Annotated in this window: 26 protein-coding genes and 2 pseudogenes; 17 read left to right on the forward strand and 11 right to left on the reverse strand. The window is 41.8% G+C overall.

Annotated features, from left to right (window positions below):
• The 4 genes from IQ234_RS08935 to IQ234_RS08950 all read right to left on the reverse strand — a co-directional run.
• Positions 1 to 112: GDP-mannose 4,6-dehydratase (locus tag IQ234_RS08935; protein WP_193956833.1), on the reverse strand; the 112-nt coding region annotated here is incomplete at its 3' end.
• Positions 113 to 256: 144 nt separating this feature from the next.
• A complete protein-coding gene (locus tag IQ234_RS08940; protein WP_193956834.1) occupies positions 257 to 580 on the reverse strand; it encodes a TIGR03792 family protein in 324 nt (107 codons plus the stop codon).
• A 12-nt stretch (positions 581 to 592) separates the two neighbouring features.
• Positions 593 to 1,480 (reverse strand): ParA family protein, encoded by an 888-nt coding sequence (locus tag IQ234_RS08945; protein ID WP_193956835.1) that lies wholly within the window; start codon positions 1,478 to 1,480, stop codon positions 593 to 595.
• A 15-nt stretch (positions 1,481 to 1,495) separates the two neighbouring features.
• Positions 1,496 to 2,551 carry a metallophosphoesterase family protein gene (locus IQ234_RS08950; protein ID WP_193956836.1) on the reverse strand — a complete coding sequence of 352 codons (1,056 nt, stop codon included), beginning with the start codon at positions 2,549 to 2,551 and terminating at the stop codon, positions 1,496 to 1,498.
• 107 nt (positions 2,552 to 2,658) lie between these two features.
• Between IQ234_RS08950 and IQ234_RS08955 the strand changes: the two genes are divergently transcribed.
• A complete protein-coding gene (locus IQ234_RS08955) occupies positions 2,659 to 3,135 on the forward strand; it encodes a peptidase C15 (protein WP_193956837.1) in 477 nt (158 codons plus the stop codon).
• 398 nt (positions 3,136 to 3,533) lie between these two features.
• Here the strand turns inward: IQ234_RS08955 and IQ234_RS08960 are convergent, their stop codons facing one another.
• From IQ234_RS08960 to IQ234_RS08970, 3 genes are all read right to left on the reverse strand, one after another.
• Positions 3,534 to 5,576 carry an NACHT domain-containing protein gene (locus tag IQ234_RS08960; protein WP_193956838.1) on the reverse strand — a complete coding sequence of 681 codons (2,043 nt, stop codon included), beginning with the start codon at positions 5,574 to 5,576 and terminating at the stop codon, positions 3,534 to 3,536.
• Positions 5,577 to 5,598: 22 nt separating this feature from the next.
• Entirely contained in the window at positions 5,599 to 6,042 is a 444-nt protein-coding gene (locus tag IQ234_RS08965) for a hypothetical protein (RefSeq protein WP_110579857.1), read from the reverse strand.
• 233 nt (positions 6,043 to 6,275) lie between these two features.
• The gene (locus IQ234_RS08970; protein WP_228008435.1) at positions 6,276 to 6,515 is read right to left on the reverse strand and encodes a DUF433 domain-containing protein; all 240 of its coding nucleotides are present in this window, start codon (positions 6,513 to 6,515) and stop codon (positions 6,276 to 6,278) included.
• Positions 6,516 to 6,719: 204 nt separating this feature from the next.
• Between IQ234_RS08970 and IQ234_RS08975 the strand changes: the two genes are divergently transcribed.
• The 9 genes from IQ234_RS08975 (at position 6,720) to IQ234_RS09015 (ending at position 15,354) form a co-directional block, all read left to right on the forward strand.
• Positions 6,720 to 8,453 (forward strand): peptide ABC transporter substrate-binding protein, encoded by a 1,734-nt coding sequence (locus IQ234_RS08975; RefSeq protein WP_193956840.1) that lies wholly within the window; start codon positions 6,720 to 6,722, stop codon positions 8,451 to 8,453.
• Positions 8,454 to 9,410, forward strand: a complete 957-nt coding sequence (locus IQ234_RS08980) for an ABC transporter permease (RefSeq protein WP_193956841.1) — start codon at positions 8,454 to 8,456, stop codon at positions 9,408 to 9,410.
• Between the two features lie 2 nt (positions 9,411 to 9,412).
• Positions 9,413 to 9,775, forward strand: coding sequence for a VOC family protein (locus IQ234_RS08985; RefSeq protein ID WP_052277350.1), 363 nt, complete (start codon positions 9,413 to 9,415; stop codon positions 9,773 to 9,775).
• Between the two features lie 18 nt (positions 9,776 to 9,793).
• On the forward strand, positions 9,794 to 10,522 hold the full coding sequence (locus tag IQ234_RS08990; RefSeq protein ID WP_002757062.1) for a cytochrome c biogenesis protein CcdA: 729 nt from the start codon (positions 9,794 to 9,796) through the stop codon (positions 10,520 to 10,522).
• A 50-nt stretch (positions 10,523 to 10,572) separates the two neighbouring features.
• Positions 10,573 to 11,916, forward strand: a complete 1,344-nt coding sequence (locus IQ234_RS08995) for a cytochrome c biogenesis protein (RefSeq protein WP_193956842.1) — start codon at positions 10,573 to 10,575, stop codon at positions 11,914 to 11,916.
• A gap of 104 nt (positions 11,917 to 12,020) precedes the next feature.
• On the forward strand, positions 12,021 to 12,866 hold the full coding sequence (locus IQ234_RS09000; protein ID WP_193956843.1) for a DNA-formamidopyrimidine glycosylase: 846 nt from the start codon (positions 12,021 to 12,023) through the stop codon (positions 12,864 to 12,866).
• Positions 12,867 to 13,224: 358 nt separating this feature from the next.
• Positions 13,225 to 14,280 carry a potassium channel family protein gene (locus IQ234_RS09005; protein WP_193956844.1) on the forward strand — a complete coding sequence of 352 codons (1,056 nt, stop codon included), beginning with the start codon at positions 13,225 to 13,227 and terminating at the stop codon, positions 14,278 to 14,280.
• A gap of 93 nt (positions 14,281 to 14,373) precedes the next feature.
• On the forward strand, positions 14,374 to 14,595 hold the full coding sequence (locus tag IQ234_RS09010) for a DUF4278 domain-containing protein (protein WP_193956845.1): 222 nt from the start codon (positions 14,374 to 14,376) through the stop codon (positions 14,593 to 14,595).
• Positions 14,596 to 14,892: 297 nt separating this feature from the next.
• The gene (locus IQ234_RS09015) at positions 14,893 to 15,354 is read left to right on the forward strand and encodes a PPC domain-containing protein (RefSeq protein ID WP_002766150.1); all 462 of its coding nucleotides are present in this window, start codon (positions 14,893 to 14,895) and stop codon (positions 15,352 to 15,354) included.
• Here IQ234_RS09015 and cobS read toward each other — a convergent pair.
• Complete coding sequence (gene cobS, locus IQ234_RS09020; protein ID WP_193956857.1) at positions 15,351 to 16,109, reverse strand: adenosylcobinamide-GDP ribazoletransferase; 759 nt, start codon at positions 16,107 to 16,109, stop codon at positions 15,351 to 15,353. The genes IQ234_RS09015 and cobS overlap by 4 nt on opposite strands.
• A 412-nt stretch (positions 16,110 to 16,521) precedes the next feature.
• On the opposite strand from cobS, the gene IQ234_RS09025 reads away from it, so the two are divergent.
• Entirely contained in the window at positions 16,522 to 18,093 is a 1,572-nt protein-coding gene (locus IQ234_RS09025; RefSeq protein ID WP_193956846.1) for an ATP-dependent nuclease, read from the forward strand.
• Between the two features lie 166 nt (positions 18,094 to 18,259).
• Positions 18,260 to 18,763 (forward strand): hypothetical protein, encoded by a 504-nt coding sequence (locus tag IQ234_RS09030; RefSeq protein WP_193956847.1) that lies wholly within the window; start codon positions 18,260 to 18,262, stop codon positions 18,761 to 18,763.
• Positions 18,764 to 19,164: 401 nt separating this feature from the next.
• Here the strand turns inward: IQ234_RS09030 and IQ234_RS09035 are convergent, their stop codons facing one another.
• A complete protein-coding gene (locus tag IQ234_RS09035) occupies positions 19,165 to 19,761 on the reverse strand; it encodes a PIN domain-containing protein (RefSeq protein ID WP_228008436.1) in 597 nt (198 codons plus the stop codon).
• Between IQ234_RS09035 and IQ234_RS09040 the strand changes: the two genes are divergently transcribed.
• Positions 19,717 to 20,904: an RNA-guided endonuclease InsQ/TnpB family protein gene (locus tag IQ234_RS09040; protein WP_193956848.1), complete on the forward strand. Its 1,188-nt coding sequence runs from the start codon at positions 19,717 to 19,719 to the stop codon at positions 20,902 to 20,904. The two genes, IQ234_RS09035 and IQ234_RS09040, sit on opposite strands and share 45 nt — an antisense overlap.
• Positions 20,905 to 20,947: 43 nt before the next feature.
• On the opposite strand, the pseudogene IQ234_RS21940 reads toward IQ234_RS09040, so the two are convergent.
• Both IQ234_RS21940 and IQ234_RS09045 read right to left on the reverse strand, forming a co-directional pair.
• Positions 20,948 to 21,058, reverse strand: a pseudogene (locus IQ234_RS21940) (PIN domain-containing protein); the annotation flags it as partial.
• On the reverse strand, positions 21,058 to 21,543 hold the full coding sequence (locus IQ234_RS09045; RefSeq protein ID WP_193956849.1) for a helix-turn-helix domain-containing protein: 486 nt from the start codon (positions 21,541 to 21,543) through the stop codon (positions 21,058 to 21,060). The pseudogene IQ234_RS21940 and the gene IQ234_RS09045, both read right to left, overlap by 1 nt.
• A 354-nt stretch (positions 21,544 to 21,897) precedes the next feature.
• On the opposite strand from IQ234_RS09045, the pseudogene IQ234_RS09050 reads away from it, so the two are divergent.
• The 4 genes and pseudogenes from IQ234_RS09050 (at position 21,898) to IQ234_RS09065 (ending at position 23,481) form a co-directional block, all read left to right on the forward strand.
• Positions 21,898 to 22,381, forward strand: a pseudogene (locus IQ234_RS09050) (type II toxin-antitoxin system VapC family toxin).
• A gap of 2 nt (positions 22,382 to 22,383) precedes the next feature.
• Positions 22,384 to 22,569, forward strand: a complete 186-nt coding sequence (locus IQ234_RS09055) for a hypothetical protein (protein ID WP_002757942.1) — start codon at positions 22,384 to 22,386, stop codon at positions 22,567 to 22,569.
• A 226-nt stretch (positions 22,570 to 22,795) separates the two neighbouring features.
• Positions 22,796 to 23,071 carry a hypothetical protein gene (locus tag IQ234_RS09060; RefSeq protein ID WP_193956850.1) on the forward strand — a complete coding sequence of 92 codons (276 nt, stop codon included), beginning with the start codon at positions 22,796 to 22,798 and terminating at the stop codon, positions 23,069 to 23,071.
• Entirely contained in the window at positions 23,068 to 23,481 is a 414-nt protein-coding gene (locus IQ234_RS09065) for a type II toxin-antitoxin system VapC family toxin (RefSeq protein WP_193956851.1), read from the forward strand. The genes IQ234_RS09060 and IQ234_RS09065 overlap by 4 nt, the downstream gene beginning before the upstream one ends.
• Positions 23,482 to 23,940 lie beyond the last annotated feature (459 nt).

Consider the following 23,940-nt stretch of genomic DNA (forward strand, 5'->3'; position numbering starts at 1 on the left):
TACGACGGATGATACCGTGGACTTCATAGCCTTTTTCTAATAATAATTCGCTCAGATAGGAACCATCTTGACCGGTGATGCCGGTAATTAGGGCGCGTTTAGCTTCAGTCATCAGTAATTTACCTAATCGGAAAGAATAAAGACCATATAAAGAGTCTGACTGCTTATAGCACACTTTAGCCCCTCAGGACAAGTTTGGCTAGGTTGACAGGGGACAAAAAGATAGATTGATTTTTGATCATGGTCCCACAGAGCCTCAATGGTTCTGACAATTTTCTCGAAATTTTCTGACTTGAAATTCCTTGACTTTGATTAATTGATAATTATCTTTTCCTATGGCTAGGGAAAATTTGGCTTCGGTCTCATCAAGTAAATTTTTGGAGATAGCTTTCCACTGTTCTTGCGTCTGCCAATGGGCAACGATAATTAATTCCTCCTCGATGGCGGGATTAATCCAAATTTCTTTACCTAAAAAACCTGGTTGTTTTGCTAAAAACTTTGTCCAAATTTCTTCATCTTTTTGGATAAATTTTTCCCTCGCTTCGGGGTTAACTTGAAATTCTAACCACTCAATGACCATAGTAATTATCTCCTATTTTTTGGTTTTGATCAAGAATTCTTCTGTGAGTTTCATAAAAGCTTTGGAACCACTAGAAGAGGGCATGGCTGCTACCGCAGGCACGAACATATCCACAGCTTTAGCTACATTAACATCCATAGGAATCGCATTAGCAAAAATTTGATGGGCTTGAAAATCCTGTTGCACCCGACGCATGACTTGATTATAGTAGCGACTGAGTAAACCACCACCGGAAAGAATAAAAACTATACCGAGTAAACCGGGGTTAATCGGGTCGGTTTCTTGATGACTAGCTTTCAGTTTAACTATTCTTCTTTCTAATAGCTGAATGCCGACAATTGATAAAGGTTCTGGACGGGCAGGTAGTAAATAAAAATGACTGCTACATAGACCACTACGAGTTAACAGATTATAGCCCGGAGCGCAATCCATGATAATATAATCATAACGGTCTTGAATGGGGTCAATTATTTTTTGAATTAGGATTCTTTCTAGGTTATTCCAAGCATGATCAAAGCCTAAATCTTCCTGTAAAATTGCTTGATGATGCAGGGTTTCTGAGACGACATATTCATCATAAAGCTCGATGTCTCCCGGCAGTAGATCTAAGCCTTGAATCTCACAGACTGAGGGTACAATAATATCATCAATAGTTAATTTATTGTAGGGATTGGGTTTGATAATTGCTTCTAATAAATAGCTTAAAGTGCGTTTTTTGCGACGCAGTTGGGCGAATTCGTGGGGAGACATTAAACTAAGAGTCGCACTGATTTGAGCGTCTAAATCGAGGACAAGGACTCGTTTTTGCTGAAATTTAGCTAAACAGGTGGCAAGATTGACGGTAAGAGTAGTTTTTCCTACTCCTCCTTTCATATTAACGGTGCTGATGACGGTGGCCATTATGGGAATTCCTTTCTAGTTAACCGATGGAATATCTCGACGTAAAACCTGCCCATTGGGAGCCATAATCAGAGGAGGTAAACTGGTAATATTGATCACTTCTTGGGTTTTCATGTCGTAGGTAGTGTAAACTGTCTCCTGTTGATGGGGATTAATATCGACAATTGTTAGGGTTTTTCTAGGTGCTTGTTCACTGTTCAATAACCGTCGCGGTCCACTGCCTAAAGCTCCCGCGTGTAATAATTGTAATTGCCCCCGTTTACCCGGATAGTAAGCGTGAGCATGGCCACTAATATAAGTATGCACCTGATGTCCCTCTAAAAACGCTCTTAATTGCTCGGCATCGGCTAAATAATCCCCCGGTCGATTTCTGCCCACGGCAATACCGTAGAGGGGTAAGTGACCGATTACTAGCCGCATTTTAGCATTTTTAGCGTCGGGGCTACTCAAGTTTTTTGCCGCCCAATTTAGTTGTTCCCGAGAGATTAAATGAGTGGAGGCATCCCAAACTAGATAGAATATACCATTTTGAGTGAAAGTATAATAAAAAGGAAAGCCGGTTTTATCGATAAAATTTAAACTTGTATTATGTTGGGGATTTTGCCAATAATCTTGGGCTAATTTTCTCTCCTTAGCATAGATAAATTTTCCTGCGGATAAAGCTCCAGAAGCGTCATGATTACCGATGGTAAAACCAAAGGGTATTTTAGCAGCTCGCAGGGGCGCGGCGATATGGCGATCAAAGGCTGACCACATGGCGTTAATTGCTGCCTCTGTCAAGCTGCTTTTTTGTCCTGCTACCATGTCGCCGCCACAGAGAACCAGATCGGGTTTATGATTGATAATTAAGGGGATAGCTCGATCGATTTCGGGATCGTAAGTAGTGGAACCGTATTGACTATTAAGGTCACTAATCACAATTATCTTGACTTTTTTCGCCTTTTGTGCTTGTTTAACAGCCGACTCAGGGGGATTTTTGGAAGTAACAGGCTGTAAAATTTGATGAGCGCAAGCTGCCAAGCTAAAACCGCCTAAACTGCCACTAATAAGCAAAAATTTACGGCGTTGCATAGAATATCAATCTCGTCTTTAATTGAGGTCACGTCAGTTAGTGTAGCAATTTTTGTCCCTTCGATCGCTTTTTTGTTGATCATCCCCATTAACCATCAGGAGATAACTTGACAATTCTCTTAACTTCTTTTGCACCTTGGTTATGTCATCACCAGAGTAATTCCTCCGATGATTTGTTAGTATCTATGCAAGATAATTGTCCAAAAAATCTTTTATTTTTGCGTCAACTTCCCGTCAATACCCATCGAGCCAGTGAACGAGTTATCAAAGCTATTCAAGACAAAAAAACCGATTTAGTTATTTGTTGTGGCATGGCAGAAAGTCGTTATCGTTTAAGTTTAGAATCTCAGGCTAGGAGTAGCACAAAAAAGTTATTGACACCAATTCCCTTGCCAGATTTAATTAAAAATCTTAACTATAGTTATATCAGCGATAATGCTGGTCAGTTTGTCTGCGAAGAATTATATTTTCAAGTATTAAAATATCATCCGAGAGCCTTATTCGTTCATGTGCCGCTTTTAACTGATAAAAATTTTGCTATTATTCAAAGAGATTTTCAGAAAATTATCACCCTTAGCCGTTAGCTCATATAATTTGAGAGTAAGTTTCAAGGGAAAAAGGAAAAAGGATATAGTGGTATTTTGCCATAATTACCCTCCTCGACTTGAGAGCGCATCTGAGTCTAATAAATCTGATTACCACGTCGGGCTAATTCTTCTTTGCTGTAGAGGGGTGGTCTTACTATCATTAACTGGTTGCAACTTTTGCCCCTCTATTTTAACCTAAACATCGGGAATCTTCGCTAACATTCCCCAACTGGTCCCACAAGAGCGGCATCGCACTTAAACCCACAGCTTTAATCAATGGGCATGGTGCGTTCCCCAAAATTGATCGCTGGATCAGTGGGACTTGCATTAGGGAACGCACCCTACAAGATCAGCGATCGCTATGTTTTTCTTTTCGCCAACTCAGCCATACATGATCAGCTACCACTCTGGGCAAAATGATCGAGCAATTCGCGGTGCAGAAAACGGTAACGCCCACCAATACGCAATAATAAACGCCTCTCGACACAGTAGTTAAGGAAGCGGGCAAAATTCCAAGGAATTGTACCACTTTTCCAAAGGATAAAACGCAAGCAAAGATGCTGCACACAGGCTTGCCCACCACCAATGAAGCTCATCATTAGTGCCAGAATTACTGCTAATAACAGCCCCTCTTTCAGGAAGTCAGGAGAAGATAGTATATTTAGCCAGTTATAATTTTTTTTTCCCCTTATAGCTAAAAAATTAGCTATACCAAAAATAACCCATAAAGGATAACTAAAAGTAGCTGTCCAAAACATACTTTGTAAAGAGTTCCATATACCTTGGTTGGGGCGTGATCGCACATTTAATTCCTGTTTTAGCCACCCAATCAGAAACCCAATCAGCCACGCAATCAGCCCAACAATCAGCGAAGAAATCAGCCCAACAATCAGCGAAGAAATCAGCCCAACAATCAGCGAAGAAATCAGCAGAGAAATCAGCCCAAAAATCAGCAGAGAAATCAGCAGCTTATCACGAAGTTCTTTTAAAGATTTTTGTCTTGTTGTACTTGACATTGAAATTTGAAACGCCTCTACAGGTTCGATATCACTCAGCTCACAAATCAGCCCAAAAATCAGCCCAACAATCAGCCCAAAAATCAGTCCCCCAATCAGTCCCCCAATCAGTCCCCCAATCAGCCCAAAAATCAGCCGAAAAATCAGCCGATCTTGCCAACGTAAATGTTTAGACTCAATCCAACTAGGCTGCATTTTCTCAATCAGTAAATCTACCGTTTTATTAGCCTGTAATTGCCGTGCAATCCAGCTTAGACTGTTGATAGTTTCCTGTAGCTTGGGTTCCGTTTCTACCGTTTTATAAGCCCATTTACGCTTTTCTATTGCTTTATGACGATCGCGATCTCGCCTATCAAAAGATAACCGACGTTCAATATACTTCTCCAATAGTTCTTTTTTGCTGCTAATAGGTTCATTTATATCATACACATCGGCGGTCAACTTAACGAATAGAGGCACTCGCAATAAACCAGGATCGCCCTCTGAAGTCGTTTCTAAAAGGTTGTGCAGAACCGGATTTGTTTGCATGGCTGACCATAATTTCGGGTGGCCGATTCTGTGGAGATAAGTCTCAATTTGTCCGTCAGCTAAAGGCTGGAGACAGACCGCACCTCTGAGGTAACGTAGCTTCATATTTACTGCTTCAAATTCCTTAACCCGACAGCAAACCACCAATTGGGGATAGGTTCGCGCAAACTCATTCAATTTGACAGTGCATTTTTTCTGTCTTTCTAAGCCTAATTCATCTAAACCATCCAACAGAGGTAATAATATCTGTCTTTTTAACCATTGCTCATATATTTTGTCCTTGCGATCGCCCCCATGCAAATCATATAATTGTTCAATCAGCCAATCGTGAATACTTTGCTTATCATCGCGCCAAGTGGAAAGTTCAAATAAAACAGGAATCACCGTTTTCGGCTGGTCTAACGCACCACAAACCAACTGTTCAGCTAAACTCAACAATGCCGTCGTTTTCCCCGATCCAGGCGCACCTAAAATTAGCAGTTTCCCTTCAATATCATCCCGCCCAAACGTCTCAACTAGCATTTTATTGGGATCGAGAATACCGCAATCTTCCCCATCAATTTGCAACCTGCGATCTGCTTCCAAGGGCGATCGATTTACCCAAGATAATTGTTCAGCGATCGCCACATCCATAAAAATGCGATCGGATCCCAAAGTATCAGTCAATCGCTGGCGAATTTCTGGTAACTGTTTCTCCTTTAATACTCGCTTTCCCCAATCCCAATCTACTTCAATTGGTTCTGATTTACCAAACAAACGCTGGGTAATATTGTTAATGATAACTCGGTTATCATCGCTATTGAGAAAGCTGACAGCATCCCGTCCAGCTTGTTCTTGCTGAACCGAACTATTGGTGATTCTACTATGGTCAATTTTCTGATCCTGGGAAGCCATTACTCGTACCTCATAAAACCCTCTACAGCCCGATAAATTTCGCCGCTACACCCAGCCAAGGTGCGATCGCTTTAAAAACTTCCTGTCCAGTTTGCCACAGGCTTTTTCCCGCCTCTGTGGTTTCTTTTACGGTTTTCAGCGTCTCATTGACCTGTTTTAGATTTTGTCCCACTAAATCCTTGCTCCCTCCTTCCTTTGCTGCTTCGCGTTTGGCAGGACGCAGATAGTCTAGGAGTTCATCTTTCTGTTCTTGAGTAAGAGATGAAGCTTTCACCGCTGTTTCCAGATTTTCCAACTGCTTAACCACCTCTGTATTGGTGATTTCCTGTTGGGTTTCCAAATTCCCTGATTGAGCTTGCTGGAGATCCCGCCCCGCTTGAGCTTGTTGAACGACACCGCTATTGACGGTTACACCGCTCATACTTTGCGCTTGGTTCGGTTGTTTCGGTTGTTTCTTGCCAAACATAATATTTTTTACCAAGAAGATTTATTCCTATATTAATCTGTGAAGTCATACTAAATCCCTTGAGTAACGCACAGAAAACGGGTTTCTCGGAGAAACCCGTTTTCTACTCATGCAAAAGCAATTTTGTAGGGTGCGTTAGGCGGTGATAAGCTTGGAATGAAAAACCAAAATTAGTAATCCGCCGTAACGCACCAGTTAAGTATTATCAAAGTTCTCGTCAACCAGAAGCTTAATCATTCTTGCTGCGCTGCTTTACGCGCAAGAAGGCGATCTCGCAATCCCTGGGGGTCAAATCTCCCTTGATTGATTACCCGAATCTCCTGTGCTTGCTGTTGTCGCTGTTGCAAGTAGGATTCTACTTCCGATTGGTGCTTGAGGTAAAAAGCAATCGTGGCGTAAACGTCAGCTAGATTTAGTGATGGGTAACGATTAACGATTTCCGCTGCTGTCGCACCCTGATGAAATAAGGTCATAAGCATTTTCGTCGCCGTGCCTAGAATTTTATTGTCTAGTACAGCATCGCTATCGTAGCACGATCGATTTAACTTGACTAGGAATGGATGAGGGCAAATAATCAATTAATCGATCGAGATCAAGACTCAATGTCTGATAACTTGTTATTGGTGGGGTAGGGAATCACCTAAGTCACCCTGTTGAATTATTGATTGTCACTAAAAATGTTTAAGCGATCGCTTTTCTTGCCCTTGTTAATTTTATCCCTTAGTTGTACGCTGCTTTTTAGTGCTTGTCGTCAACAAACAGCTAATAATCCCCCAGCAACGACCAATAATAATTCAGAAACTTTAAAACTTTTATATTGGCAAGCACCGACGATTTTAAATCCCCATCTCTCCACGGGATTTAAAGACTCAGAAGCGAGTCGCATTACCTTAGAACCTTTGGCTAGTTTTAATGAAAAGGGGGAATTAGTTCCTTTTTTAGCGGCAGAAATTCCTACTATTGAAAATGGGGGAGTTGCCCGGGATGGTAAATCGGTGACATGGAAGCTAAAAAAAGATATTAAATGGTCGGATGGTACTCCTTTTACTGCCAAAGATGTCATCGCTACCTATAATTTTATTACCAATCCGAAAACTGGTTCTACTAGCGCCGGCAATTATGAAATAGTTAAAAGTGTGGAAGCGATCGATCCCCATACGGTTAAAATAACTTTTAAGCAAGTTAATCCCGCTTGGTCATTAGTTTTTGTGGGAACAGAAGGGATGATTTTACCCGCCCATCTCTATGAAAAGTATAGCAATGAAACGGCACGTCAAGCCCCTGCCAATTTATTACCGGTGGGAACTGGACCCTATAAAGTGGTAGAATTTAAACCGGGAGATACGGCAGTTTATGAACCAAATTCTTTCTTTCGAGAAGCAGATAAATTAGGTTTTCAAAGAATAGAATTAAAAGGAGGAGGTGATGCCACTTCTGCGGCACGAGCGGTTTTACAGACACAGGAGGCGGATTATGCCTATAATTTGCAAGTAGAGGCCAAGGTTTTAAGTGATTTAGAAAAAGCGGGTCGGGGTCAGTTAATATCTAGTTTCGGTTCTTTGATTGAACGAGTTTTATTTAATCTGAGCGATCCTAATCAAGCTACTGCTGAAGGTGAGAGGTCTAGTATTAAGTTTCCCCATCCTTTTTTGAGTGATGTGAAAGTAAGAGAAGCTTTGTCTTTAGCCGTTGATAGAGATACTATTGCCACGCAACTTTATGGTATTACTGGGAAAACAACTCCTAATTTTATTGTGATGCCATCGGAATATAATTCTCCCAATACTAGCTATGAATTTAATCTAGAAAAGGCTAAGAAATTACTAGATGATGCGGGATGGAAAGATAGTAATGGTGATGGCACTAGGGATAAAAATGGGGTAGAAATGAAATTAGTTTTTCAAACTACCGTCAATCCTCTTCGTCAGAAAACCCAAGAAATTATCAAACAAAGTTTACAAGCGATCGGGGTAGGAGTAGAATTAAAAACTGTTGATGCCAGTATTTTCTTTTCTAGCGATCCTGCTAACGATGACACGGTAGAAAAGTTTTATGCTGACCTACAAATGTACACTACAGGTAATAATAGTCCCGATCCGAAAGCCTATTTTAAAACCTTTACCTGTGGCGAAATTCCTCAAAAAGCTGATGGTTGGGCCGGGGATAATTATGCTCGTTATTGCAATCCTGAATACGATAAATTATGGCAAGCTTTTAGTCAAGAATTAAACCCAGAAAAACGGCGAGAAATAGCGATTAAAATGAATGATATGTTAATTAATGATTTTGTGATTATTCCCCTAGTTCATCGTGCCGATGTGGTGGCAATTAGCAATAGTTTGTCGGGGTTTGAATTAACTCCCTGGGATAGAAATACTTGGAACATCAAAGACTGGAAGCGTAGTAAATAAATGCTCAAATATTTTCTGAGAAGATTATTATTTTCGATTCCCACTCTTTTAGCCATTAGTATGGTGGTTTTTGGCATTTTAGCCCTAGCGCCGGGGGATCCGATGGGGGAATTTGCCGCTAATCCTGCTATTACGGAAGCGGTGCGAGAAAATATTCGCAAAAGTCTCGGATTAGATCAACCCCTTCCCGTGCGTTATGTCAAGTGGTTGTTAGCATTTCTTCAAGGAGATATGGGCTATTCTTTCACCAGTCGCAGCCCAGTTTTTAGCCTAATTTGGCAGCGTTTACCCACAACTCTCTGGATTGTCGGTAGTGCCTATATGTTCGGGGTTTTAATCGCTTTTCCTTTGGGCATAATTTCAGCAGTTAAGCGCTATTCTTGGTTAGACAAAATTATCTCTACTTTTTCGATGCTTGGCTTTTCTTTACCCACCTTTGTGACGGGATTGTTATTAATTATTATCTTTAGTGTGCAGTTAAACTGGCTACCATCTTTTTATAACAGTACCCTAAAAATCAGTGATTTTAATAGTTTGATCGAGCAGGTGAAACAGTCAATTATGCCCGTAACCGTATTAAGCTTATATCAAGGAGCGATGTTGATGCGTTTCGTGCGTTCTTCCGTAACTGAAGAAATTCACCAAGAGTACGTTAAAACTGCCTTAGCGAAGGGACTAACTAATTTTTCTGTCCTAACTAAGCATATAGTTCGCAATGCTTTAATTCCCGTTGTCACCCTGATTGCTCTCGATATTCCCTCAATTTTTACTGGAGCTTTAGTCACAGAACAAGTGTTTCGTGTGCCGGGAATCGGTGCTTTATTAATCGATTCTATTTCCCGCAGTGATACCCCCGTAGTGATGGCGATTACCTTTATCTATGGGATTTTAATTGTTATCTTTAACTTAATTGCCGATTTAACCTATAGTTGGCTCGATCCGCGAGTCAGATATTAACTATGAACATCACAAAATCCTTACACACGGCGATTTTAGTCACGGAGCTAGAAAAAGCCATTAACTTTTACGAAAATGTTCTAGGATTGACTAGAATCGATCGCCCTTTTCAATACGATGGGGTTTGGTATCAAGTGGGAGATTATCAAATTCATTTAATTGTCGATAGCAATTACCAAAACTACCGTCCCAATCCCGAAAAATGGGGACGTAATCCTCATCTTGCCTTCGCTATTGATGACGTGACAGCCATGGGTAACTATCTAGAAAGTCAAGGTTATACAATTCAAATGAGTGCATCGGGTAGAAAGGCATTATTTGTCAGTGATCCCGATGGTAATATCCTAGAAATGAGCCAAATTTAGCCTGAAAAATTCCCCAATATGTTAGACCAATTACAGACTCAACTCTATCACCTTGAACAATACGCCGATCGCTTAGTAACTTCCCAACTAACTCACCTTAGTTTTGTCAGTATTGCCGTGATTTTTCTAGCGGGTTTACTCACCAGTCTTACCCCCTGTATGCTGTCGATGTTGCCGATTACCGTCGCTTATATCGGGGGTTACGAAAATAAAGGTCGTTTAGCGGCTTTTTGGCAGTCCACATGGTTTTCCCTAGGATTAGCCACCACCTTAGCGGGATTGGGACTAATTGCCGCTACTCTAGGGAAAGTCTATGGACAGGTGGGGATCGGTTTACCAATTATCGTCAGTGCGATCGCTATTTTGATGGGGTTAAACCTCTTGGAATTATTACCCCTGCGCTTCCCCTCCCTTGGCGCTACAGATTGGATTACCGGCGATTTTCCCCCGATTTTGCGGTCCTATCTTCTCGGTTTAACATTTGGTTTAATCGCCTCTCCTTGCAGTACACCTGTTCTAGCAACGTTATTGGCATGGGTGGCAAATACGGGAGATTTAAGCTTAGGAGGGGGATTATTGTTATCCTACACTGCTGGCTATGTTTTACCCCTAATTATCGTCGGTTCTTTTACTGCCTCGCTGAAAAGCTTTCTTTCCCTACGTCAATGGTCCGGGTGGATTAATCCTGTCAGTGGGGTTTTATTAATCGGTTTTGGAGTTTTTTCTTTATTATCCCGTCTGCTGTGATGGTGGAGAGTTATGATAGATAATTGGCTAGAATTGTAAAACTTTTAACTATGACTATATCGGAAACTTCCTCAAATTTAAAGAATACACCGGCCCGATGGGGACGTAAATTTATCCAGACTATTGCCGATCTGCGATTGGCAATTATTCTTTTACTTTTAATCGCTATTTTTAGCATTTCTGGGACAGTAATCGAACAGGGACAATCCCTATCTTTTTACCAGGCTAATTATCCTGAGAAACCGGCTTTATTTGGCTTTCTGACTTGGAAAGTTTTATTACTATTGGGATTAAATCATGTTTATAGCACTTGGTGGTATCTATCATTATTAATTCTCTTCGGTTCCAGTTTAACCGCTTGCACCTTCCGACGACAATTACCCGCTTTAAAGGCAGCCAGAAACTGGCAATTTTATCAACAATCTCGCCAATTTCAAAAACTAGCTTTAAGTGCTGAATTAGAAACTGGTTCCCTAGAATCTTTAACCCCCTTATTAGAAAAAAAAGGCTACAAAGTTTTTCTAGAAAATAACAGTCTTTATGCTCGTAAAGGTCTGATTGGTAAAATCGGTCCGATTATCGTTCATGCAGCCATGTTAATTATTTTAGCAGGAGCGATCTGGGGAGCGTTAACCGGCTTTTTTGCTCAAGAAATGGTAGCTAGTGGCGATAGTTTTCAGGTTAAAAATATTATTGAAGCTGGACCCTTATCTAAAAATTATCTCCCTAAAGATTGGGGGATTAAAGTTAATCGTTTTTGGATTGATTATAGTCCTAAAGGTGACGTAGAACAATTCTATTCTGATTTGTCGGTGATTGATAATCAAGGACAGGAGATCGATCGCAAAACTATTCAAGTTAACCAACCTTTGCACCATAAAGGGGTGACTTTTTATCAAACCAGTTGGGGGATTGCTGGGGTAAAAGTACAGGTAAATAATAGTCCAATCCTACAGCTACCGATGGCTAGTTTAGACACGAAAGGTAATGGACAAATCTGGGGGACTTGGATTCCGACTAAAACCGATCTTAGTGAGGGAGTTTCTCTTTTAACCAGAGATTTACAAGGTACGGTAATTGTCTATGATGCTAAGGGAGATTTAACCTCTGCTGTACGAGAAGGAATGACGATTCCTATCAATGGAGTTAATCTAAAAATAGTCGAATTAGTGGGCAGTACAGGGTTACAAATTAAGGCAGATCCGGGAGTGCCTATCGTCTATTTAGGTTTTGCTTTATTGATGATGGGAGTGGTAATGAGTTACTTTTCCCATTCGCAAATTTGGGCTTTACAATCGGGTGATCGCTTTTATATTGGTGGGAAAACTAATCGCGCTCAAGTCAGTTTTGAACGAGAAATAATTGATACTATCGAAATGTTAAAGTTAAAGTAGAATCGACGTTAATTTGGGTTCGTTTGCCGATAAAAAGTTCTGTTTATCTATCTTTTGCCTTTTGCCTACCCTAACCAAGAACTTAATTTTGTTCAATCACTTATATGCCAGAATTGCCAGAAGTAGAAACGGTGTGTCGCGGGTTAAATCAAGTTACCCAAGGCAAAAAAATTATCGGTGGGGAAGTATTATTACAGCGTACCCTAGCCTATCCTAATTGCGAGGCAACTTTTCTGCAAGGAATTGCTCAGACTACGATTACCAATTGGCAGCGCCGAGGCAAATATCTCCTCGCCAATTTAGATAATGGTAGCAGTATCGGGGTTCATCTGCGTATGACCGGACAATTGCTCTGGGTAAAAGATACCACTCCCCTGCCAATTCATACGCGCTTACGCTTCTTTTTTGCCAATCAGCAAGAATTGCGCTTTGTCGATACCCGCACTTTCGGGAAAATTTGGTGGATTGCCGCCAATAAAACCCCAGAAAGCGTGATTACTGGTCTGAAAAAACTGGGACTGGAACCCTTCGATCGCAATTTTACCCCCAATTATCTCTATAGTCACTGTCAAAAAAGTCGTCGTCCGATTAAAACTTTTCTCCTCGATCAAAATGTAGTCGCGGGAATTGGTAATATCTACGCGGATGAAGTTCTTTTTAAAAGTGGTATCCATCCCCAAACTGCCGCTAATCTCTTAAAAATTGAGCAAATAGACTTATTGACAAAAAACATTATTTCTGTATTGGAAACAGCGATTGCTGAAGGCGGCACCAGTTTTAGCGATTTTCTCCACGTTACGGGAGTTAATGGCAATTATGGCTCGATGGCCTGGGTTTATGGTCGTAATGGCGAAAATTGTCGTCTTTGCGGTGCAACTATTGCCAGAATTAAATTAAGTGGACGCTCCTCTCATTTTTGTCCCCAATGTCAAGTCTCAAGGGAATTATGAATTATGAATTATGAATTATGAATTGGGAAGTGGGGAAGTGGGGAAGTGGGGAAATTGAACTAAAACCCCAAAACCCCAAAACCCCAAAACCCCAAAACCCTTCTCCCGTCTCCTGTCTCCTGTCTCCTGTCCCCTCGATTCTGCTGTAAGCTAATGGCTAGATGGTCAGGTCACGGAAATCGATGCAAAGTTCACTGAAAGGGAATTATGAATTATGAATTATGAATTGGGAAGTGGGGAAGTGGGGAAGTGGAGAAATTGAACTAAAACGCCAAAACCACAAAACCCCAAAACCACAAAACCTGTCCCCTCGATTCTGCTGTAAGCTAATGGCTAGATGGTCAGGTCACGGAAATCGATGCAAAGTTCACTGAAAAGGATTATCATCGGGGCGAGTTTTTTTCTCGCTACGGTAGTCGGAGCAACTATCGGTTATATGGCCTACGGTTGGAGTTTTCTCGATGCCGTTTATATGGTGATAATCACCATATTTGGGGTAGGTTTCGGGGAAGTTAACCCGATTAACACTCCCAGTCTGAGAGCTTTTACCATGTTAGTTATCGTCTGTGGGACCACTTCGGCCGTTTATGTGGTGGGAGGTTTTTTTCAGATGCTAACCGAGGGAGAAATTAACAAAGCCTTTAGCGATCGCAGGATGAATAAAGAGATGGAATCCCTAGAAAATCACGTCATAATCTGCGGTTTTGGGCGCATAGGACGCATCCTAACGACTAAATTGGCAAAAACAGCCCAATCCTTTATTATCGTCGATAATAACCCCGATCGCATTCGATTAGCTCAGGAAAAAGGTTACATAACTCTTAATGGTAACGCCACCGATGAAAGTATTCTCCAAAAAGCCGGTATCGACAAAGCACGAGTTTTAGCGACGGTATTACCCGATGATGCCTTAAATGTCTTCATCACTTTAACCGCAAGGGAACTCAGTCCGCAACTATACATTATCGCTAGGGGAGAATATCCCAGCACCGAGAAAAAATTAAAATTAGCTGGAGCCGATCAAGTGGTCTTACCTGCTACCATTGGAGCGGAGAGAATGGCCCATTTAATCACCCATCCGGCCGCGATTGATTTTTTACAGGAAGATGAAGGTAGGCGCAATCTTAACGAATTATTAGCCGATATCGACCTGCAATTTGAAGAATACTCGATTTTAAGCGATTCGCCTTTTTTGGGACAACCCATCAGTCAGATGGAAGTGCGGGGACAGGGTGCTTTTATCATCGTCGCTATCCGTCAATTTGATGGTCGTGTCATCACCCATCCCGACAATTCCACCATTCTACAGCAAGGCGATACGGTCATTTTATTAGGTCATCGGGGCGATGTTCCCAATTTTGCCCGTCGTTATGCTCTGCGTCGAGAAATGCGCTATCGGGGGTCTTCTTGGTAGGATATTTACCCAGAAAAAAGTTGAGCTTTTCTGGAATTAATTTCCCTGCGGATGGAGATAGAAATGGCTCACTAATTATCTCCAGAGACAGCTATGAAATTAACCTATCGCGGCATTCCTTACGACAAAAATCCCACTGCCACCGTTGCTTCCAGTCCGATGATTTTAGGCTATCGTGGTGTTCCCTATTTAAAAAACCGTGGTGTCGTTCAAACCATTCAGAAAAAGGTAGCCGTTACCTATCGCGGTCAAGCCTATCATATCACTCAATCTTTAGCTTCTTTGCCCATGGAAAGACCCTCTTTAAGTTTTTAACTTCTAGTTCCTTTTTCAATCAATCTCTTTTAAATATTGTCAATTAATAATTTCATCAATTACCTTAAACTGGTTTTATCTTCCCTCTTGCTCCCTCGCTTCAAGGGGGATTTTTTTATTTGTTTTGCCAACAAGAAATAAGTACCTAAGCAAATTAATTACACATATTTTTACCTTCCGCAGTTCCGCAGTTCTGTTGTTCCCCCTTTCTGGGGTGTGAATTTAATTTTGTCGAACTGCTGATAGTTATCAGTTTTTTGTAGAATAGGGAGATTGAGAAAACGAACACCTGCCCCTATGACAAGATTCCCTTTGACTGGTCGCTATTCTGGTTTATGCGTCTTGCTCACTTTATTCTGGTTAAGCGGTCAATCTTTACCGGTGCGAGCAGAAAAAATCTATAATCCCGTCCCCCTCATCCTCAACAAAGAAATTAACGATACTCTCACCGACAAGGATATTCCCACGGGGGAGGGGGGGTTTGCTAGGGATTATACCGTCGATTTGGACAAGGATGATCAGGTGGCCATCGATCTCAAATCGGAAAACTTTGATGGAGTTTTAATTCTCCTGGCCGACGATGGTTCCACTGTAGCGGAAAATGATGATGGTCCTGATGGTGGCACTAATGCTCTCCTCTTTGCACGCATTACCGAGTCGGGTAAATATATTATTCGGGTGAGAGCTTTCGGAGAAACCGGTGGGGGAAAATTTACCCTGAAATTAACCCGTTTACGGGCCGTGGAGGGCAAAAATTAGCTAATTATTGTCAAAAAAACCAAGAATAGAGCCTCTGTCCACTCTACCACCGCACCGTAGGTATCGCCGGTGTGACCGCGAAGACGACGATATAACCAGTAACCAGTAAGCAGAGCGAGGGCGATTCCAGCACTAATGGCGATTATTCCCCACCTTAGACCGCCAAATAGGGCGATTAACCCCCAAATTACTCCCCCACAGTCCCAGGGAAGACAAAAAGCCACTTTATGAAAGGCTCCCTTACCGGTGGGTTTGAGGTAGGGATAAAGAGCGATCGCCATTACTTGCCCCCAACGTCCCCAAATTGGTGCTAAAATTAGGGCTAAGGCTCGATTATCGCTTAAATCAGTCAAAGCGGCGATTTTTAGCAGCAAAACCATCGTCACGGCCATGACTCCAAAGGCCCCGGTAACACTATCGGCCATGACCGCTAAACGGCGCTGGGGGTCAGTGACAGCTAAACCATCGGCCGTGTCACTAACTCCATCAAGGTGTAGTCCTCCCGTTAGATAAACCCAAACCCCCACAAGGACAACCGCACGAGTTAAGAGTGGCATTCCCAGACCAGCTAGAGTCATATCGAGTAAAACTAGAATTAAACCCAAAAATAAGCCCACTAAGGGAATCCATCGGGCAATTCTGCCAAAATCAGGCCAAGCAATCGGAACCGGAATAATCGTGTAAAAAGCGATCGCACCTAAAAATGAGCGAATTTCTTGACAAATGAAGTTAAATATGGTAATCAATCTCCCCAAAATTAGATTCCGGTATGGCATCCTTTCTCATAAAGATGAAGTATAACCTAATTTTGTATCGGCCACCCTTTGGGATTTTCAAAACATCTGAGAACACCTATAATAATTCGGCATAACACGGTTACTTGTAATTTTATTAGGGAAAGTTTCTTGCGATCGCTATGAGAGTAATATGCGGAAAGATTTCTTAAAAAAATGTGTATTTAGCGTGATATGTGGAAAGTTTCCGTATATTATGTAGTTATGCAGCTCACTTCTCGGTAGGGGCAGTACGCAGGGGTAATTTCTTTGAGTTCAAGGCAAATATGTGGTTAGAGTAGGCTCAAATCCGTCCGATTGAGCAGCTATAATTTTGTCTAGGAATTATAGGTACTGCTCTGTTTTGAGTATTTTTTCTAATGACACTCTTTAAATGGCATACAACTGCTCAAAACTAGATGAGGATAACCTTAAATGGTTTCCTAATGACAATTCGTGTGCAACACTACGCACGATCAAGGTCTCGCGAGGTCAGATACGAGGTCTTAGAAATGTTACTGTAGATTTTCGTTACCCAATAACAGCGATAGCAGGGCGTAATGGTTCTTGTAAAACCACAGTTCTTGCGTTAGCAGCCTGTGCTTTTCACAATGCACCCAACGGCTTTAAGCTATCTGGGAGAAAACAGCCTTACTATACTTTTTCGGATTTTTTTGTCCAGACTAAGGAAGAAGCTGCACTTGGTGAGATACAGATTGTCTATGAAATTCTTCACAATAACTGGAAAGGTCGTGAACCTGGAATTGGAAAGCAAACCCGCGTTAAGAAGTTAAATGGTCGTTGGAATAATTACGATTCTAGAGTTGGTCGCACTGTTGTATTTCTTGGAGTTGAACGCATTGTTCCACATTCAGAAAGAAGTGTATCTAAGAGTTATCGGGGTAAATTTCAGTCAGGAATCGATCACGGTTGGGAAGATGATGTTCGTCAGGTAGTGGGTAGAATACTTGGCACTGACTACACTATTTTCAGTTATAGGCAGCATTCAAGATATAGAATTCCCGTTGTAGCTAAAAAAGATCAGAAAATCTACTCTGGCTTCAACATGGGGGCAGGTGAACACTCTTTATTCGAGTTGTTTTCGATTATTAATGAATGTCCAAATGGCTCTCTGATTTTGATTGACGAAATAGAACTTGGTCTTCACGAAAAAGCTCAAGAAAGCTTAATCAAAGAGCTGAAAGAAGTTTGCAAGAAGCGTAAATTTCAGATTATCTGTACAACTCACTCTTCTCGTATTCTTGAATGCTTGCCTCCAGAGGGTAGAATTTTTCTTGAACGCACTGGCGTTGAGACTGATATCATATGTGAAATTTCTCCAGCTTATGCGACTGGAAAGCTTTCAGGTCGCCCAAATGCCGAGTTGGATATTTTAGTAGAAGATGAAGCAGCTAAGTTAATATTGGAAACGGTTCTAGACAAAGAACTTCGCTCCCGTACCAAGATTTTGCCTATTGGCTCAGCCGCAGCAGTTATGCGACACCTCGCTGCAAGGTACAAAGAAGAAAGACATAAAAAAGATAATATGGTTGAAGTTTGTGTATTCCTTGATGGAGATAAGTCATCAAAGAAAACTGAGCAGATTAATCAATTTATAAAAGCTCTTGAAAATCCTGCTGAGCAAAAAGAATCTAAAGATTGGGTAGAGAAGCGCCTACTGTTTATACCAGGTAATGAATGGCCTGAAGCATGGATTATTCAAGCTACTGATAGAACACCTTTTTATGATCGATTCGAGCGAGAACTGCAAATGTCAGCAGCGGAAGTCGATGATCTACTAGATTCTGCATCTAGAGCTGGTAAACATAATGAGTTCTATGAAGCAGCAAAAATTTTGACCCTCGATAAAACAGTTGTGGCAAGTCATCTAATCAAGAGTGCGTTTGAGTCTGTTCCAGAAGAAGCACAAAAAATCACTGATTTTATTCGAGGTTTTCTTGGTTAAATGGTACACGTTACAATTACTGCATAACAATCCCGTTGCACACCGACCGTATTAAGATGGTTGGTTGAGTCCGAAAGGTTACTAGCGGCGGGTGAACGGGGTCGTTAGACTGCCAAGTCGAAATCAAGAAACGTGATAATCACCAAAATCTGAGGATAAAGATAAGATGTCAAATTATCAATTTGTATCCGTTACATGTATTACCCCCTCAACGGGGGTAAGTGGTATTGCAACAGGCGTTATTACGGCAATTTCTTCCACATTAGGAGGAGCAATTGCTGGATCTTTGGCTGCTCTAACTGGTCCTGGTGCTGTTTTCGCAGGTACAGCTGGATCTGTTGCTGGCACTTTGGTCGGTAAAGGCGCAGGAAGCTTACTGGAATCGCTCGGTCAGATGTTGCCAGATAATTTGTACATCGAAGTCGATGGCAAAAAGGTTTGGCCTAGTGGCAAATATCAGAACATTAATGCTGGCGACAAAATTACGCCATCTGTTCGGGGGGCATTCGGTCATCCCACTGGGGTAACGCTTGAAGAATGGGATGTATTTGGTGATGATAATCTAGGCGAATTTGTCATTAGCCCAACGCAAAAAGGTAATGGGTTTGCGTACCTTGTTGCTAATCCTAAAGAGGGGGATGTTTACGAAGTTGTGCTGAACATCTCATAGCTGTAGGGTGCGTTCCCCAATGTGGCTCCTACTGCTCCGGCGATCGATTTTTGGGGAACGCACCATGTAGATTGATTGCATCTGTGGGTTTAAGTGCGATGGCGCACCTAAAAATGAGCGAATTTCTTGACAAATGAAGTTAAATATGGTAGTCAATCTCCCCAAAATTAGATTCCGGTATGGCATTTTTTCTCATAAAGATGAAGTATAACCTAATTTTGTATCAGCCACCCCGTGGGATTTTCAAAATAACACGCTTACTTGTAATTTTATTAGGGAAAGTTTCTTGCGATCGCTATGAGAGTAATATGCGGAAAGATTTTTTTTTAAATGTGTATTTAGTGTGATATACAAAAAGTTTCCGTATATTATGTAGTTGGATAGACAAAGTTTTGAGAATTTCAAAGTAGTCCATCGTACACCCTGAGTTCTGCTACAGTCTGGGCTAGACCTTGCCTTTCATAAGCTGCAAGTAACTCATCAACACTTTGCGGTGGATTTTTTAAACTCATTCGCTGTTGCTTAGCAGCTTCACAGATCACTGAAGGAGCTAAATCAATCAGATGAATAATAAACTCATCGGGATGCTGAGCCTCGATACCATATTGATCAAGAGTTGTAGCCGGAAAATCTGACAGATTGTATGTAACAATCACATCGGCTCCTGCACAAATGGCAGCTGCTAGTACATGACGGTCATTGGCATCTGGTAAGTTTAGCGATGGAATTAGATCTTTATAACCCTGAACGAGACAGTCACGCACATTACTGTTCATCAGAGCTTTTGTGCGGTGAAGACGCTCCTCCGTGAGATCAGGTCTATTCTTCAAAAGATTGCGAATCCACTCATCATGAATTTCATCGGAAATTTTGGGTCTGAAACCCCGCCGTTTTAGGTTGGCTTTGCTGTTAAATCTTAGCGCATTTACAAAATATGTGTTAGAATGTGAGGTATGGAAAAAGCCTATTCGTTTCGATTTTACCCCACACCCGAACAAGAGTCGCTATTGCGGCGCACTTTGGGCTGTGTAAGATTAGTTTACAATAAAGCTCTCCATCTCAGAACACAAGCATGGTACGAAAGACAAGAAAGAGTAGGATATACTGAAACTTCTTCAATGCTAACCGATTGGAAAAAACAAGAAGAATTAGAGTTTTTAAACGAAGTTAGCTGTGTACCCTTACAACAAGGGTTAAGACATTTACAAACAGCTTTCACTAATTTCTTTGCTGGTCGTACTAAGTATCCCAACTTTAAGAAAAAACATCAAGGAGGAAGTGCCGAATTTACCAAATCTGCTTTTAAATTTAAAGACAGACAAATCTATTTAGCTAAATGCACAGAACCTTTACCTATTCGGTGGTCAAGACAAATCCCAGAAAGCTGTGAACCAAGCACAGTAACAGTCAGATTACATCCTTCTGGACGTTGGCATATCTCAATTAGATTTGATGACCCAACGATTAAGCCTTTACCAGTAACAGATAAAGCCATTGGAATTGACTTAGGAATTAGTAGCCTAGTAATTACCAGCGATGGCGATAAAGTATCTAATCCTAAGCACTTTAAAAAGCATTATCGGAGACTGCGAAAAGCATCGAAAAGCCTTTCTAGAAAACAGAAAGGCTCAAAAAATCGGGAAAAAGCAAGAATCAAAGTAGCCAGAATTCACGCTCAAATCACCGATAGTAGAAAAGACCATCTACATAAGCTAACCACTCAATTAGTTCGTGAAAACCAAACGATTGTAGTTGAGAATTTAGCCGTCAAGAATATGGTCAAAAACCCGAAATTATCTCAGGCAATATCTGACGTTAGTTGGGGAGAAATCACTAGACAATTAGCCTATAAATGCCGTTGGTATGGGAGAAATTACATCGAAATAGATAGATGGTTTCCTAGCTCTAAAAGATGTAGTAATTGCGGGTATATTGCTGAGAAAATGCCGTTAAATGTTCGAGAGTGGGACTGTCCAGACTGTGGGATTCACCATGACCGAGATGTTAACGCAAGTAAAAACATTTTGGCCGCAGGGCTTGCGGTGTCAGTCTGTAGAGCGACCATAAGACCAGAACAGAGTAAATCTGTTAAGGCAGGTGCGGAACCCCGCAAGGGAAAGAAGCAGAAACCTAAATCGTGAGGTTTGGGAATCACCGTCCGTTTACGGCGGTGAGGATGTCAACAGTCCATTTGGCACGGAACAAATCTGTCAATGCTAAACGCATCAAAAAATCCCGTAGAGGAGCTGCATATAAAACACACGCGTCGAATAATGCAGTGAAGTTGCTCACAATCAATAGCCTATGTCCAACTCTTGTGCTTCGCGTGTGAGTTCTTCAAGAGTTTGTAATCTTTTCTGGTCTATGTCATGCTTATAGGTCATGAGGTCGTCAAATCGAATCCGGCGATGAGTTCCCACTTTTCGGTATGGAATCTGGCCATCATCAATCAGACTGATCAGGAATGGACGTGATACATTCAAGAGGTCTGCTGCTTGTTGTGTCGTTAACTCAGCATATACAGGCATCAAAGTAACTGCATTGCCACGAGCCATTTGCGTCAGAATATCAGTTAAAAGGCGAAATGCAGACATCGGAATAACAACCACTTCTTCTGGCTCATTATCCGCCTGCACACGCAGTCTGAAGTCAGGCAAGTGGTTTCCAACAGGGCGTTTGCTTAGAAATCTTGAAAGCTGACGGCTTGACTCACGCGCAAGCTCTGTATCTGCCGCAGTCGGTGCAATTGTCTCTTGAAAATCAGCGATTCCAGTAGCCATTGTCTTGTCCCGCTCATACTGTTGATTGAACTCTTGTCCAGAGTTACTACGGCCTAGTGTAGCCCACATACGAAATAAATGCAACAAACGCAACAAACGAAAAGTATGTTTTTGTCACAACTTGCTCAGCAGCCGTGGGGTGCGTTCCCTAAAGTGGCTCCTACTGCTCCACTGATCGATTTTTGGGGAACGCACCATGCAGATTGATTGCAGCTGTGGGTTTAAGTGCGATGGCGAAGGCACTGGGTAGCAGTACGCTGATCTTGTCGGTTGGGTTGGCGGCTGTTACCCAACACCCTCAAAACCAAGATTAAATGCAGTAGGATAGACGTTGGATAGATTTTCTAGATTGCCGTGAGTGAAAGCGTCTATATTGAAACAAGTATTTTTGGGCATTTAACCGCCAGACCCACTGACAATCTGATCGTTGCTGCTAATATCAAGATCACCCAAGATTGGTGGAACGAACATAGTAGCTCATTTACGCTTTACGCATCAGAGATCGTTGAAGATGAGGCAGCTAAGGGAGATCCGATAATCGCCGCTCAACGGTTAAACTTGTTACAATCCCTAATGCTTCTCGAACTTACAGAAGATGCGTTTGAACTTTCGCAAGCGTTTCTGACTCAAAGCAATCTGCCCAAAGGCATCTAACGACGCTTTACATATGGCATTAGCAACCGTCTATAACTTAGATTATTTGGTAACATGGAACTGCAAGCACATGGCAAATGCCCAAATTCAGCGTAAGCTGGCTCAGATTAGTTCTGATCTCGGATATATATTGCCAGTTATTTGCACTCCTTATGAGCTTATTGGATATAACTTAGAGGTCTAGTCATGTATAAAAATGAAATTCTCGATGAAATTCACAAGTATAGAGAAGAATACGCTCAATCGTTTCAATATGACTTAAGAGCTATTTTTAATGACTTAAAGCAGAAGCAACTGGCTCATAAAGATAGATTAGTTAGGTTGCCAATTAAGCGAGCGTCTAACAAATCACTGCACCCAACCGCTGGCTAAAGCATTCAATGGAACCGCTAAATCTATAGTGCGATGGCGAAGGCACTGCGTAGCAGTACGCTGATCCTGTCGGTTGGGTTGACAGAAAAAATCCAACTGTGATCTTTGACTTCATTCCAATTTGTGCGGACTGTATTCAGGTGTTACCTGCTGTGATACCCAGCAAGTGAGCCTGTTTGCTGAGTTGAGGAGTAAAATAGGGAAAGTCTTAATCTAAGATTTAGCAATGGATAGAAGCATTATAGAACGGCAATCGCTACTTGAAGCAGTCAAGGCTCTCCCTGATGAGGCCTTAGTGGAACTGTCTAATTTTCTTGACTATCTTCACTATAAAGCAGCCCATCAAAGAGAACTGACCACTCACTCTTCTAGTTTTCTGCTTGCAGTTGCAGGTTTAGGCAACTCTGGTCAACAGGATATTTCAGAACGTGATGAAGAGATTCTAGGCAATGAGATTGATCCGGTGTATGGCTGGAATCTTAAACCAAGCAATTCAGTATGACAGCAATCCTCGACACCAGTTTTTTGTTTGCTTTAACTGATCAGGGAGATCGCAATCATCAACGGGTGTTGGCTATTGCTCAAAGCGTGAATGAGCCATTGGTTCTACCTGTCGTTGTCTTGCCTGAGAGCTGCTATCTGATTGCATCAAGATTGGGACACCAAGCAATGCGCCGTTTTGTCTCCAGTATGAGACCTGATACGGTTCAAGTTGAACCTGTAATCCCAGAAGACTTGGTACGAGTGCATGAGATATTGGAACAATATGCTGACAATCAGCTTGACTTTACGGATGCAGCGATCGTTGCCATAGCTGAAAGGCTCGCTATTACTCGCGTTTATACGCTCGATCGTCGAGATTTTTCGATCATTCGTCCAAGTCACTGCGATTACTTTGAGTTATTCCCTTGAACCGTCAGCTAACACTGCGTGGCAGCGGACAGGCGAAAGCTGCTGGTGCTGAGTTTGAGTTCATCTACCGCCGCTGCACTTCACCGTTAGCCATCGTTGTAGGGTGTGTTCCCTAATGTGGCTCCTACTGATCCGGCGATCAATTTTTGGGGAACGCACCATGCAGATTGATTGCAGCTGTGGGTTTAAGTGCGATGGCGCACCTAAAAATGAGCGAATTTCTTGACAAATGAAGTTAAATATGGTAGTCAATCCCTCCAAAATTCGCTCCCAGTATGGCATCGTTTCTCATAAAGATGAAGTATAACTTAATTTTGTATCGGCCACCCTGTGAGATTTTCAAAACATCTGAGAACGCCTATAGCGGTGTGCAGTCGTATGAGGTACAGTGTCACGAGCTATAAACCATGCTAGGCAAAGCTTGGTTTGTATCTCACTCAGGCGCTTACCGCTATAGTT

The organism is Microcystis aeruginosa LEGE 91341, assembly GCF_015206885.1.
Classification (GTDB): Bacteria; Cyanobacteriota; Cyanobacteriia; order Cyanobacteriales; family Microcystaceae; genus Microcystis; species Microcystis aeruginosa_H.

Excerpts from the sequence above, each read along its gene's own strand:
- IQ234_RS09000 (WP_193956843.1), top strand. The coding sequence starts at position 12,021 with ATGCCAGAATTGCCAGAAGTAGAAACGGTGTGTCGCGGGTTAAATCAA.
- IQ234_RS08965 (WP_110579857.1), bottom strand. The coding sequence starts at position 6,042 with ATGTTTGGCAAGAAACAACCGAAACAACCGAACCAAGCGCAAAGTATG.
- IQ234_RS09055 (WP_002757942.1), top strand. The coding sequence starts at position 22,384 with ATGTATAAAAATGAAATTCTCGATGAAATTCACAAGTATAGAGAAGAA.
- IQ234_RS08995 (WP_193956842.1), top strand. The coding sequence starts at position 10,573 with ATGACTATATCGGAAACTTCCTCAAATTTAAAGAATACACCGGCCCGA.
- IQ234_RS08975 (WP_193956840.1), top strand. The coding sequence starts at position 6,720 with ATGTTTAAGCGATCGCTTTTCTTGCCCTTGTTAATTTTATCCCTTAGT.
- IQ234_RS09015 (WP_002766150.1), top strand. The coding sequence starts at position 14,893 with ATGACAAGATTCCCTTTGACTGGTCGCTATTCTGGTTTATGCGTCTTG.
- IQ234_RS09010 (WP_193956845.1), top strand. The coding sequence starts at position 14,374 with ATGAAATTAACCTATCGCGGCATTCCTTACGACAAAAATCCCACTGCC.
- IQ234_RS08960 (WP_193956838.1), bottom strand. The coding sequence starts at position 5,576 with ATGGCTTCCCAGGATCAGAAAATTGACCATAGTAGAATCACCAATAGT.
- IQ234_RS08990 (WP_002757062.1), top strand. The coding sequence starts at position 9,794 with ATGTTAGACCAATTACAGACTCAACTCTATCACCTTGAACAATACGCC.
- IQ234_RS09040 (WP_193956848.1), top strand. The coding sequence starts at position 19,717 with ATGGAAAAAGCCTATTCGTTTCGATTTTACCCCACACCCGAACAAGAG.
- IQ234_RS09025 (WP_193956846.1), top strand. The coding sequence starts at position 16,522 with ATGGCATACAACTGCTCAAAACTAGATGAGGATAACCTTAAATGGTTT.
- IQ234_RS09005 (WP_193956844.1), top strand. The coding sequence starts at position 13,225 with ATGCAAAGTTCACTGAAAAGGATTATCATCGGGGCGAGTTTTTTTCTC.
- IQ234_RS09045 (WP_193956849.1), bottom strand. The coding sequence starts at position 21,543 with ATGGCTACTGGAATCGCTGATTTTCAAGAGACAATTGCACCGACTGCG.
- IQ234_RS08950 (WP_193956836.1), bottom strand. The coding sequence starts at position 2,551 with ATGCAACGCCGTAAATTTTTGCTTATTAGTGGCAGTTTAGGCGGTTTT.
- IQ234_RS08970 (WP_228008435.1), bottom strand. The coding sequence starts at position 6,515 with ATGACCTTATTTCATCAGGGTGCGACAGCAGCGGAAATCGTTAATCGT.
- IQ234_RS08985 (WP_052277350.1), top strand. The coding sequence starts at position 9,413 with ATGAACATCACAAAATCCTTACACACGGCGATTTTAGTCACGGAGCTA.
- IQ234_RS08980 (WP_193956841.1), top strand. The coding sequence starts at position 8,454 with ATGCTCAAATATTTTCTGAGAAGATTATTATTTTCGATTCCCACTCTT.
- IQ234_RS09060 (WP_193956850.1), top strand. The coding sequence starts at position 22,796 with ATGGATAGAAGCATTATAGAACGGCAATCGCTACTTGAAGCAGTCAAG.
- IQ234_RS08940 (WP_193956834.1), bottom strand. The coding sequence starts at position 580 with ATGGTCATTGAGTGGTTAGAATTTCAAGTTAACCCCGAAGCGAGGGAA.
- IQ234_RS09030 (WP_193956847.1), top strand. The coding sequence starts at position 18,260 with ATGTCAAATTATCAATTTGTATCCGTTACATGTATTACCCCCTCAACG.
- IQ234_RS09065 (WP_193956851.1), top strand. The coding sequence starts at position 23,068 with ATGACAGCAATCCTCGACACCAGTTTTTTGTTTGCTTTAACTGATCAG.
- IQ234_RS08945 (WP_193956835.1), bottom strand. The coding sequence starts at position 1,480 with ATGGCCACCGTCATCAGCACCGTTAATATGAAAGGAGGAGTAGGAAAA.